Annotated in this window: 10 protein-coding genes and 1 other annotated feature; of the genes, 7 read left to right on the top strand and 3 right to left on the bottom strand. The window is 49.4% G+C overall.

Annotated elements, in window-relative coordinates:
• Window positions 1-25: 25 nt before the first annotated feature.
• Window positions 26-1450: a cytosine permease gene (locus FAY32_RS06070; RefSeq protein WP_143462558.1), complete on the top strand. Its 1425-nt coding sequence runs from the start codon at window positions 26-28 to the stop codon at window positions 1448-1450.
• Between the two features lie 593 nt (window positions 1451-2043).
• On the opposite strand, the gene FAY32_RS06075 is transcribed toward FAY32_RS06070, so the two are convergent.
• From FAY32_RS06075 to FAY32_RS06085, 3 genes are read right to left on the bottom strand one after another with little or no spacing between them, the layout of a single operon-like run.
• Window positions 2044-2931 (bottom strand): polysaccharide deacetylase family protein, encoded by an 888-nt coding sequence (locus FAY32_RS06075; RefSeq protein WP_143462559.1) that lies wholly within the window; start codon window positions 2929-2931, stop codon window positions 2044-2046.
• Window positions 2928-3221 carry a hypothetical protein gene (locus tag FAY32_RS06080; RefSeq protein ID WP_143462560.1) on the bottom strand — a complete coding sequence of 98 codons (294 nt, stop codon included), beginning with the start codon at window positions 3219-3221 and terminating at the stop codon, window positions 2928-2930. Before FAY32_RS06080 ends, FAY32_RS06075 begins: the two co-directional genes overlap by 4 nt.
• 1 nt (window position 3222) lies before the next feature.
• A complete protein-coding gene (locus tag FAY32_RS06085) occupies window positions 3223-4443 on the bottom strand; it encodes a glycosyltransferase family 2 protein (protein ID WP_143462561.1) in 1221 nt (406 codons plus the stop codon).
• 338 nt (window positions 4444-4781) lie between these two features.
• On the opposite strand from FAY32_RS06085, the gene FAY32_RS06090 reads away from it, so the two are divergent.
• From FAY32_RS06090 to tyrS, 6 genes are all read left to right on the top strand, one after another.
• Window positions 4782-5024 (top strand): hypothetical protein, encoded by a 243-nt coding sequence (locus tag FAY32_RS06090; protein WP_143462562.1) that lies wholly within the window; start codon window positions 4782-4784, stop codon window positions 5022-5024.
• A gap of 75 nt (window positions 5025-5099) precedes the next feature.
• The gene (locus FAY32_RS06095; RefSeq protein ID WP_143462563.1) at window positions 5100-6581 is read left to right on the top strand and encodes a helix-turn-helix domain-containing protein; all 1482 of its coding nucleotides are present in this window, start codon (window positions 5100-5102) and stop codon (window positions 6579-6581) included.
• Between the two features lie 109 nt (window positions 6582-6690).
• Window positions 6691-8052 carry a DUF2252 domain-containing protein gene (locus FAY32_RS06100; protein WP_143462564.1) on the top strand — a complete coding sequence of 454 codons (1362 nt, stop codon included), beginning with the start codon at window positions 6691-6693 and terminating at the stop codon, window positions 8050-8052.
• 161 nt (window positions 8053-8213) lie between these two features.
• Window positions 8214-8582, top strand: a complete 369-nt coding sequence (locus FAY32_RS06105) for a MarR family winged helix-turn-helix transcriptional regulator (RefSeq protein WP_143462565.1) — start codon at window positions 8214-8216, stop codon at window positions 8580-8582.
• Between the two features lie 254 nt (window positions 8583-8836).
• On the top strand, window positions 8837-10207 hold the full coding sequence (locus FAY32_RS06110; RefSeq protein ID WP_143462566.1) for an Nramp family divalent metal transporter: 1371 nt from the start codon (window positions 8837-8839) through the stop codon (window positions 10205-10207).
• An 84-nt stretch (window positions 10208-10291) separates the two neighbouring features.
• Window positions 10292-10490 (top strand) — a binding site (T-box leader).
• A gap of 54 nt (window positions 10491-10544) precedes the next feature.
• The gene (gene tyrS / locus FAY32_RS06115; RefSeq protein WP_143462567.1) at window positions 10545-11804 is read left to right on the top strand and encodes a tyrosine--tRNA ligase; all 1260 of its coding nucleotides are present in this window, start codon (window positions 10545-10547) and stop codon (window positions 11802-11804) included.
• Window positions 11805-12246: the final 442 nt, after the last annotated feature.

Here is a 12246-nt window from a genome sequence, read left to right on the forward strand (position 1 = left end):
TAACTAAGGGGAAAGGTGAGAATCGATGGCACAAGAAGTGAAGGTTAGTAAATCTGAGACATCACAAGCGGCACCGCGGGAATTTGGCCGTGTCGAATCGATTCCGCACAAGCACCGGCGCATGTCCAATTGGGATCTCTTTGCCACTTGGGTCGGTGCCAACGCGAACAACGGAACGTGGTACATTGGTGGGGTCATTGCGGCCTGCGGTTTTTTGACCGCTTCGACGACATTAGTCATTGTCGGGCTGGTGTCCTACGCGTTGTTAGCCGTAGCGAGTTATATGGGCTACCAAACGGGATTACCCGCAATGGCATTAACCCGTGCTTCATTTGGATTGCGGGGGAGTTTCATTCCATCCGTGATCAACGTGGTCCAGTTCATTGGGTGGGCGGCCGTTAACACGTTTATTGCCGCCACGTCGATCAGCTATATTTTTGGGGAATTATTTGGCTGGCCACTGTATGGTAAACCAGGTGGCACATTTGGCCTGATCGTGGGCATTCTGATTATGAGTGTCCTGCATTTATTGAGCATCTCTGTTGGTGAAAAATCAGTACAGATGATCGAACGAATCGGAATCGTGCTGGTGGTTATCTTTGTGATGTGGGAATCCGTCGTGGTCTTCAAGACGGTCTCCTTCCATGACATCGTGACTTGGCAGCCGCCACACAATATGCGGATGTCTTCCGGCGTCGCAGCCGATACGTTGGCTGCCTTTAACCTGGCTTGGGTCACGGCGGCATCAGACTTTAGTCGCTTCACGGCGAAAAAGTCGGCAGCCACGACCTCATCATTTCTGGGCGCCAACTTTGGCCTGTTCTGGTTTGCCTTCATCGGTCTGTTTGCCACGATTGGGACGGCCGTTTCATTGAATCATTTTGATCCGAACAACTCTGACCCCAGCACGGTGGCTGCAAAATTAGGGCTAGGTGTGATTGCCTTGCTGGTCATTGTTTTGACCAGTACCACGGCTAATGCCGTCAACCTGATGTCAGCTGGGTCCGCATTGACCAACATGACCCACCGGTTGTCGCTGCGGGTCAGTCTCTGGATCGTGACGATTGCTGCCACACTGGTGACCTTCATTCCCGTTTATCTCGCTAGTTTCCTGGATGTTTTCGAGACGTTCTTGGACGGCATTGGCATGTTCTTAGGACCTGAAATCGCCATCTTCTTGGTGGATTACTTCTTCTTAAAGGGCAAGCAGTACCGATTGAGTGAATTTACCAAGGTGCGTGGTGCTTACTGGTACACGCACGGCGTCAACTGGATTGCTGTTGCCAGTTGGGCATTGGGCGTGGTTGCTTACTGGGCCCTCAAGCAGGTTCCAGCGGTGGCAACGACGATTGGTGCGACCTTTATCGCGATGGCAATCACCGCGGTCATCTACTGGATCGGCATGCGGATCGTACAACCTAAGCCTGATCAGGCTGTTCAAACGAAGTAAGGGAAAAATAACGACAAATAAGAAAGCAGGCACTGGGACCTTTGCCCAGCGCCTGCTTTTTACATATTTAGCTAAAGGTTATGGGTTGCAAAATACCGACTATGACTGTTCTACCAACAACAGTAGCCCTAAAAGTAGGCAACTTGGTGGCCTGGTCGCCTTACCGGCCGGCAGATATGGGCTGGATCGGTGCGAACACAACTTGAAGCCTCGCAAACCACGAGTCTACAAGCTTGGTTTTCTACTAAGCCAGTAAGAAGATCACTTACTGACTTAGTAGAACGACGCGCCTGAGCTCATATCTGCCGACCTCTCGGCTTACATTGTGCTTTCGGACGACAATGAAAATGCAATGTAACGGTTGTTATCAGCTGAATCAAAAAATTTCAGGTAGCAGTGGTCTATAACTGTTGTCGTGATAAAACACAATCAGCGCCGGAGGAGGCCAGGGATGGAGCCAGTCGTGAGCGAGAAGACTGTGGTTTTCCACCCCACAGCAGGCGGAATCCCTGGCAGCCGGAGTGCGCCCAATTTAGCCTAATTTAATGATGTAACTGCTTACCCATACATGGCATGGGTAAGCAGTTACACCATTAAGTCAGCCAAGCTCGAATAGAGGGCCAACTTTCCTGATTCACGATTAGGCGAGGCGTTTCATTCAGGTCAGTGTCAGCCGTGACGATTCCTGAATTTAAAGTTGCGACCCAGCTGAGGTTCTGTTGGGCCAAGAAGTGGCTGATGGCGGGGGTGCCACCACCATAAGGGTAGGCAAAGGAATCCGCTGCGAGACCCGTGTGCGCCTGCAGTGTCTTGCGTGAGCAGTCGAAGTCTCGCTTGAACTTGCCCGTGTAGTGTGGCTGTGTGAAAATTGGCTGAAGTTTGGCAGTTAGGTGATGCAGATTATGGGTGTGTAAACCTAGCGTCATGCGGTCACCAGCCGCTGCCTTGGCACGGCGGATTTCACGCCACGTTGCCATTTGACTGCCTTCGCGGTATTCGCCGGTGTTGCCAGTGATGACAAAGGCGGTGAAAGGGAAGCTGTATTTCTGCATGATGGGGATGGCGTTATCACTAACACTGCGGTCGACGTCATCAAAGGTCAGGACCGCATATTTTCCCCGAATGGGCTGGTGCGCACGAACAAGTCGCGTCATTTGTTGACTGGAAATCACTTTGACGTGATGGTCGTGGAGAAACTTCATCTGCGCGGCGAATTCACTTGCGGGAACGTTAAATTCGTGTAACTGAGAGTTAGTGGACAAGCCCTGCGCAAGGCGGGTGGGTAAAGTGTCGGCTAAGACCCGGTGGTAACAAAAGACCATGATGCCGTTCTTCAATTGTTGGTAGCGTGCCGGTAAGACGTAACTTTCCTGAGTGCGGTGCTGTTTATTGGCTTGGCGCTGGTAGGTCCACCCCAAGCCAAAGACGAGGGTGAATAGGAGCGTAAGCAGAAGCCCTTGACGGAACCGACGTGGATTCATTTAGACGCCGCCTTTCTGAGTAGCCACCACCGCCAGCCACAGAAGAGGGGGACGATGATGAGCAGCCAACCGATTAACGCGAGAATGTGATGTGCCGCGTGGGGCTGCAGATTAAGTAGGAGGTAGAGACTGACTAGGGTATCACTGTAAAGGCCAAGGGAAAAGCTCACGTTGGCGACAACGATGAGCGCAACAAATAGCCAGAGCGTTATCAGAATAAGAAAACGAATACAGCGTTTCCCACGACTCGTTTGGTGGCGGATGATGGGATCAAATGGTGCTTTTTTCATGCTATATCCCCCGATCTGGACTGTGCCAAGTGCCTTTACGTTGCGGACTGATAAAGTATGCGGCGATGGCGGCTAGGCAACTGATCAGGTTGACCATCCAGTAGTACAGAACGTAGACGGGCACCAATAGGAGCTCTGGACCGGCCAGTCTGGCAGTCAGTTGTGAGGCCAGAAAACCGACGGTAAATTGAATACTACTCAGAACTAGTAGAATCAAGAGTAAGTTGCCATCGAGCGAGAGTTCGTGTAAGAAGAGGAGTTTTAGAGCGTAGGCCAACAGGCTGAATGCGGTCACGAGGGCCCAAAGGTTACTGATCACGGTTTCCAGAAGGAGAAAGCGTTGGCCCCAAGGATTTTGATAGAAGCCACGCCAATTAGTGACCAAAACTTCTAGACCACCGCGGGACCACCGTTGACGTTGTTTGAGCAGTCCCTGCAAGCGTTCAGGCACTAAAATCCAGCAGATGGCCCGGGGTTCATAGGCGACGCGCCAGTGATGACGGTACAGTCGCCAAGTGATGTCGATATCTTCGGTCATGACGGCTGGGTTCCATCCGCCAACGGTTAAGAGGGCATCGCGGCGAAAGGCAACGATGACCCCGGAGACTGTGGTGATACTTCCCGTCAAATAAGCCTGTGCCTTTTTGATCAAGTCAATCACACCGATGTACTCGAGCAGTTGCAGGCGCCCCAGTAAGGTGGACCGATTACGGACGACTGGTTTGCCGGTAACCGCGCCATAGCCAGGATGGTCGAGTAGCGTTGTCATTAATTGTGTGACGGCATCGGGGGCTAGCAGACTGTCGGCATCGATGGCGACAAGGTAGTCTCCTTTGGCAACACGTAAACCTTGGTTGAGCGCCTGCGCCTTCCCTTGGTTCACGGGAAGTGTGACGATGGTAATGGCCAATTGCGGTGCCCACTGTGTCTTTAACCGGCTCATGATTTCCTGAGTATCATCATCGCTACAATCGTCAATTAGAATAATTTCATAGTGCTGATAATTTAGTCCGGCTAAAGATTGGACTGCTGAAGTAAGCGTCTCTGATTCATTATGCGCCGGAACTAAAATTGAAACAAATGGCTCGGTTGCAGCGTTTAATAGCGTGCGGGCTTGCTTTTTACGGAGCAGCCCTGAGAATAAACAGCCGACGATCCAGATGATGGCCACCAGGATAGGATACCCCACGACGAAGGCTGAAATTAGATTGTTAAACCACATAACTTATTGTTCTCCCCTAAAATAAAACATCAATAGCATAAACTAACGTAGCCTTGAGCATAGCATGCCCGGCATTGTGAGAAAACGGGTTGGGGGAAACGTGGTAAATTCCTAAGCTTTAATAATTATATTTATAACAACTCGTAAATACCTGAGTGGGTTCGTGCGAGTATTTTTAAGTGCCGTGTTAAAATGTAGGAGAAAAGCGAAGCGCAGTTAGGTCGAGCAGAATGGCCAAACTGGGGCGATGCGAGAACCGACCAGTCTGGTGGCCACGATCGCTGTTAGCTAGCTGAGAACGACCAAAGCTGATTAAAAAATATTGGAGGGTGAGCGAAATGATGCAGCAGATGCCAATTTTACCGTTAATTGATCGGTTGACTGAGGGGCAGAGTGTGACCCTCTCCACTGAGGATGGCCAAGATGTTCGTATTTCACCGGAAGTGGTGGCGGGCAAGTTGACGGGCAACTTTGTCAGTACCAATTTACCGGGAATTCGCTACGACGATCCCCGAATTATCTTAAAAGAAACGTTGGCGGAATTCGATACGCAGGGTGTGACGATAACTAGTATCGACTAAGCGATTCCCCTGAGTGATTGGTGAAAGCCAAAGCTCAGGGGTTTTCGCTATCTAAACAGGGGGGAGTGAGGAATCGTGAAAATTGATTTTGCCATGTTGACGCCTAAGGATATTCTGAAGCTGCGGTTGATGACGTTTATCAACGATCACGGTGGCCAATTTAACTTGGCTGAGTTTGCAGCGGAGGCAGCCGTCAGTTACTCGCGCGCCTATCATATTTTGCTGGGCTTGCGGTTAGACCTACAGCAGTTAGGCACCACGAGTTTAACGAAGGATAAAATGGTGACGACCGTGACGATCGATCACTATCGCCATTGGCTGTACGTCAGCAGTATTCCGTATCAGGTCATGGTGGCCACGTTAAAGCAGAGCTATCAACAGACCAGCGAATTTTGTGCGGAGCATCGAATCAGCTTGTCGACGTTCAATCGACGCTTGCGGGCGATGAAGGTGCAGCTGGGGCAGTATAACTTGCAGTTGGTCGCCAATCCGTTGCGGGTGACTGGGAATGAAACCTTGATTCAGTTACTCTACTTTATGTTGTTCAGTACGACACTAACGACGCCGGAGGAGCTCCCGGAACTGGCACCACGCTTGCGCGGCTTACATGCGGCAATTTTGAAAACGTATCAGAATGACAAGTTGTATCAGGATTCGGTCAGCTTGCAGCAACGCAAGGATCTCTTGATCAGACTGGCCCTGATTAGGTTAGACCAGGGCTACCGTTACGCACCGTTACGTTTTCCACTGGCACATTTGACGGATCTACGGGCATTAGCGGGACAGATGGCAGCGTTGGGGGATACGCCACAGCAGGCCTTGAACGAACTGGCGACGTTGGATTATTTATTGACGAGCTCGCCGTATTTTGTGCGTGCTTTACAGCCGACGGGGATGCAACGCCTGTACGCTGGATTGAAACAGCGGGTTGGCGAATATACGCTAGCCCCCGGTGTGACGGAATTAAAAGATTACGCGACTGGAAAAAATTGGTTCGCCAACTGGCTATTTGCTCTGTGTCAGTTTATGCTGCTATTTCGCGTGGATCCCTTACTTCGACCAGAAATTACCGCACTCTATCAACCCACAGCTGCGTCAACGGCACCCGCGCTGGCCATTGCTCAGAGTATGAGTCGGCTGTATCCGGGAAAGATCGGGGCGGCAGACCTGCGATTGGTGCAGAAATATTTGAGCAAGTATACGAATGGATTAACACTGACCGCAGCCCGGGTTGAGATTCTGGTGACGTATGACATGATCGGGGTCACCACGGATATTTTCAATCGACTACTCAGTGGGGTCGTTCATCTCAGCTTGCTGACGGATCAAATCGTTATTGATGCCGCGCACCGCTCAAACTACCTTGTGTTATATGGAACGGACACACTGGCCTTAGCGTTTGCGAAGGACAACCAATTGGAAACCTTTCATTGGATCAAGGAACTGGACTATGGTGAGAACCTTGACCGGCTAATCAAAACGTTACGGCACCATGAACTTTCGCTATTTGCACTGGATTTCAACAACAAAGTACACCGGACAGAGGAGTCCAGTTGAGCCGTTAAGCAGCCACGGAACAATGGGGAGTAAACGGCTTAGATTAGAACTGGAGGCCAACGGGTGTTTGCGGTAGAATAAGGGCAAAACATAGCGGGAGGTGGCGTCCATGACGCCAGCAGCATTTAGTACGGGACGGGTGCAGGTCAACAAGACCATTGCGGAACTTCGACAATTGGGGAAGCAAGCACGGGAAAAAGTCCCTTATGAAGTTTTAGGAACTTATCGGCCAGTCAAACGTAACAGTAATCACATGATGGACAAGATTCGAAAATTATTGATTCCAGAACTTTTGCCGGAGCGCACGCAGCGAATGGGAGCTTCGGCTTTTTCATTTTTCCGGGGAACCGCAGAATTAATGGAAGCGGACTTGAATCAGCAACCCAGCTCAACCATCAGCACGTTCATCTGTGGTGACGCGCACGTTGGGAACTTTGGGTTTTACGCCTCGGCTGAACGACGCCTGTTATTTGACTTGAACGACTTCGACGAAGCGGGCATCAACCCCTGGGAGTGGGACTTAAAACGCCTACTGGTCAGTGTCTTACTGGCGGGACAGGCCAATGATTTCAAGGAAAAGAAACTCAAACAATTATTACCCAAGGTTGCCGAGAGTTACCGCAAGAGTATCAAGCAGATGTTTGACCAGACGACCCTTGCGCGATTCTACCCGTTAAATGAAGTTGGTAAATTGGTGGCCGCGAGTGCACTGGATGAGGACAGCTCAAACTTGTTGACGGCCATCGTTAATCGGGCCAATAAGCGTGACTCTGAACAGGTCGTCCGGAAATTTACAACGCTCGATGTGCGGGGCAACCTGTGTTTTCGAGAAAACGCGCCGCGGACCACGCACGTGGATGATGATGTGACCAGTAACGTGGATGCTTACTTTGCGGCATACCGGCAGACGGTGCGGCCAGATGTGAACTTGCTGTTGTCGCAGTACCACATCACGGATGTCGTTCGTCACAGTGTGGGGGTGGGAAGCTTTGGCTCACGGTGTTACCTGATTTTACTGACCAGTATCGACGGGTCCCACTTGGTCTTACAGGTGAAAGAAGCGCTCCCAACTAGACGGCAAGGAAGTCAGCTGGCAACGGATGTCACGGTAGCCTTGGAGCAGACGGAAGGTCAACGGATCGTCGACTGTCAGAAGATTCTCCAGTCGTCGTCCGATCCATTTTTGGGCTACTTTGCGGGTCAGAAACAGAGCTTTTACGTCCGACAATTCCGGGATATGAAGGAATCAGTTGATCTTGCGCAGCTCGACTGGGATCAATTTAAACTTTACGCGCAGACCTGTGCGTGGACGTTGGCGATTGCCCATTGTCAAAGCCCAACGGCGGCGATGATTCGGGGCTATATCGGTGGTGGCAAGGAGTTTGACGTGGCGATTGCCGATTTTGCCTGGGCGTACGCCGAACAAGTGCAGAAGGACTACGCTGCGTTTGTTGCCTACCGTTTGGCCTAAGGTGTCACCCCTCAGCGATGAGGGCTCGTGTTATAATGTAAGCGGATACATTTTGGCAAATGGACAAATGCAGCGACTTTAGCTACTAGTCAGTGCGCCAATTTTGGTAGTCATGTGGAAGTTGTCCCTAAGAGAAAGTTTGTCGATTGGAGTGCGGATGGATGGTCGAGCAAAAGCAATTACAGAAGTTGACCCAGATTTATACGATGGTGACGCGGTGCTACAATCAGCCGGTGGCGGGCCTCGCGCTGAATCTCCCCCAGTGTCAATTGATGAACGATGTCGCGGTTGAACGGTTGTCGGTCGCCCAGGTTGCGAATCGGTTGGGGTTCTCAGCGACACGGACGTCGAATCTAGTTGTGGATCTATGTAAACGGGGTTACTTAAAGCAGCATGTCGCGCCCAATGATCGGCGACGTCGTTATTTGGCGCTGACAGCATTGGGGCAGGCAAAATTATTGTTGATTCAACAGCAGTTACCAGAAGTTTTACATACGACGTTGGCAGAGTTGGGGTCAGCGGCAGAATAGCCAGGACGGTAAGCACGGTCAGATTTCGGAGCTTACCGTTTTTTTATTGCGTTGGCAGATTTATTTTGTAAATGAAGATGACGACTTTCAAACGACGAATGAGTCGTGAAATAGCGCCGAAAACAAATGTTGTGGTCAATAATCAGTTGCTGGGTAATATAAAATTTAAGTTAGGCTAGTCAAAAATAAGTCTTTACAGGCCTACTCCTATCTGTATAATGGTGAGAAGCATAGAGAGAAAAGGAGTGGAAAATATGACCGACAACGTTTCAACGAAGACCAGCAAACTGACTGGCTACGCCAACGGCCCGTCATTAGAAGAAGTCAATGGTACTGTTGCGGTGCCAAAAGAGAAGGGGTTCTTGAAGAATTTAATTGCCTTTTCGGGACCAGGTGCCTTGGTTGCCGTGGGGTACATGGATCCGGGGAACTGGGTGACGTCAATCGGTGGGGGAGCCAAGTATGGTTACTTGCTGATGTCTGTTATCTTGATTTCGAGTTTAATCGCGATGTTGCTTCAATATATGGCGGCTAAACTGGGCATTGTGACGCAGATGGACTTGGCCCAAGCAACTCGGGCACATACGACAAAGCGAATTGGAGCAGTTCTTTGGGTCGTGACCGAGCTAGCAATCATGGCCACCGACATTGCCGAAGTTATAGGGGGCGCAATTGCCCTCCAACTGCTGTTTGGGGTTCCTCTGATTTTGGGTGTTTCACTGACAGTTTTTGACGTGTTATTACTATTATTATTAACCAAGCTGGGTTTCAGAAAGATCGAAGCCATTGTGCTCTGTCTGATCACGGTGATCTTAGTGGTCTTTGCCTACGAAGTGATTATTGCGCAACCCAACATGGGGGCAGCGGTAGCCAACTTCATTCCGCGGACAGAAATTATGCATCCCGGTCAGCTGACGATGGCGTTAGGAATCGTTGGGGCGACAGTGATGCCACACAACTTGTACTTGCACTCGTCCATTTCACAAACCCGGAAGTTTGACCGGAGTGATCCCAAAGAAATGGCGCGGGCCGTTAAGTTTACAACCTGGGATTCCAACATTCAGCTATTCGGCGCGTTTATCATCAACTGTCTCTTACTCCTGTTGGGGGCGGCGATGTTCTTTGGTAAGGACGCTAGTCAACTGGGAACGTTCGGGAACCTGTACGCGGCGTTGCAGGATAACCACTTAGCTGGTGCAGTGGCGTCACCGGTGTTATCAACGTTGTTTGCGGTCGCCTTGCTGGCTTCCGGTCAAAATTCGACGATTACGGGAACACTGACGGGACAGGTCATTATGGAAGGTTTTGTCAATCTGAAGATGCCCCTGTGGGTTCGCCGTCTAGTGACGCGACTGATTTCGGTAGTCCCTGTGATTGTCTGCACCATCCTGTACGGGGGGAGTGAAACGGCATTGGATAATTTGCTGGTCAACTCACAAGTCTTCCTGTCGATTGCACTGCCATTTTCCATGATTCCACTGACCATCTTCACTTCATCTAAAAAGATTATGGGTGAACGCTGGGTCAACAAGCGCTGGATTACGGTATTGGCATGGACATGTACGATTGTCTTAACGATTCTGAACCTCCAGATTATTTGGGGTAGTGTGACTGGATTGTTCTAGGAATTGAAAATAAATTTTGGGCGCCGCGTGGGGGCAGCGATTGAACACGTATTGACATTTAGCGACTATCTGCGTATTATCGTTTCATAAGCGATGAATCAGTTTAGTAGTGGAAACGGCTCCGGTCAAGAGACCTGACGGTGCTGAGAGTCAGGACGCCCGTAACCACGAATTACGCTGAGGAGCGGCCGGTTTTCCGGCGGGTCATTCCGTTAAAGATGACGAGAGATTGTCTAAATGACAATAACTTGGGTGGTAACGCGGAGTTCAATTCGTCCCTGATGGCAGTAGCCATTGGGGACTTTTTTATTTGGTAATCAGTATAGGAGGAAAAGAAATGTCGATTATTGATGAGTTAAAGTGGCGTGGCGCCGTCAATCAACAAACTGATGAAGAGGGTCTAGGCAAGTTAGTGAACGAAAAGGCAGTTGGTTTGTATGCGGGAATCGATCCAACCGGGGATTCCATGCACATTGGCCATTTGATTCCATTTATGATTCTCAAGCGATTCCAGTTAGCGGGCCACAAGCCAGTCATTGTAATTGGTGGGGCTACAGGATCCATTGGTGATCCATCGGGTAAGAAAGCTGAACGGGTCTTGCAGTCTATGGATCAAGTCCGTCATAACCAGGATTGCTTGACGGCACAAATGGAAAATCTGTTTGGGCAAGATGGCTCATTCCGTATCGTGAACAATTACGATTGGTTGTCTAAGGTCTCCCTGTTGGACTTCTTGCGTGATTACGGCAAGCTGTTTAACATCAACAACATGTTGAGTAAAGAAGTTGTTGCTTCACGGCTGGAGGTCGGTATTTCATTTACGGAATTCACGTACCAAATTCTGCAATCAATTGATTTCCTGCACTTGTTTAAGGCAGAAGATGTCCAGTTACAAATTGGTGGGGCTGACCAATGGGGCAACATCACAGCCGGCATCGATTTGATTCACAAACAAGAGGGTGCCGATGCGCGTGCTTACGGGTTGACGATTCCACTTCTATTGAAGGCCGATGGGACGAAGTTTGGGAAGTCCGAAGGTGGCAATATCTGGTTGGATCCTGAGAAGACATCGCCATACGAGTTCTACCAATTCTGGATCAACACGGACGACCGCGACGTGGTGAAATTCTTGAAGTACTTCACGTTCTTAAGCCAAGATGAGATTCAGAAGTTGGCCGATGCCGTGGCTACTCATCCAGAGAAGCGGGAAGCACAGACGCGATTAGCTGAAGAAGTGACGGAATTTGTTCACGGTCACGAGGCGGTCGTGGAAGCCCAACACATTACGAAGGCCTTGTTCTCCGGAGATGTGGCTGAGTTGACGGCTAGTGAAATTGAACAGGGCTTCAAGAAGATGCCAGCCGTAACGGTTAGTGTAGCTAAGAAGAACATCGTTGAATGGCTAGTTGATGACACTAAGATTGAATCTTCACGGCGTCAAGCGCGCGAAGACTTAACGAACGGTGCAATTCGGGTCAACGGTGAAAAGGTTACGGATACAGATGCTGAGATTGATCCAGCAAGTGCCTTTGACGGTAAGTTTGTCATTATTCGGCGTGGGAAGAAGCGTTACTTCTTAGCACGAGTTGAAGGTTAAATTGTCATTTAAGAAAGCCTGACTGGTCATGTGGCTGGTTAGGCTTTTTTCTGTGCAAAATAAAGACGAACGGTTATGGACGATAAGCTAGGGAACACACGGCCGTCAGATAACTATTTTGACGTTTACAATTATAAAATATGCCTTTGAAAAAAGATTCATTTATTTTCATATTTTTAGTTGACGGTCACGCTAGTGCTTGGTATAGTTATTTATGTTGTCACGGCGATTAACCAGCTAGACCAATTCGAAAGATTGAAATTAGTTGTTGACAGTTATGATGACAAAATGTTATATTAATTAAGTTGTCGCTTCTTGATAACGTATCAACGAGAAACGTTGCTAAATCAAACTTCTTGTTGACATCATATTGATTAAATGATATGATGATTAAGTTGTTTACGAGAGTAAATAACTTGGTAGACCTTTGAAAACTGAACAT

The sequence above is a fragment of the Levilactobacillus enshiensis genome, assembly GCF_007115095.1.
In the GTDB taxonomy this organism is placed as follows: Bacteria; Bacillota; Bacilli; order Lactobacillales; family Lactobacillaceae; genus Levilactobacillus; species Levilactobacillus enshiensis.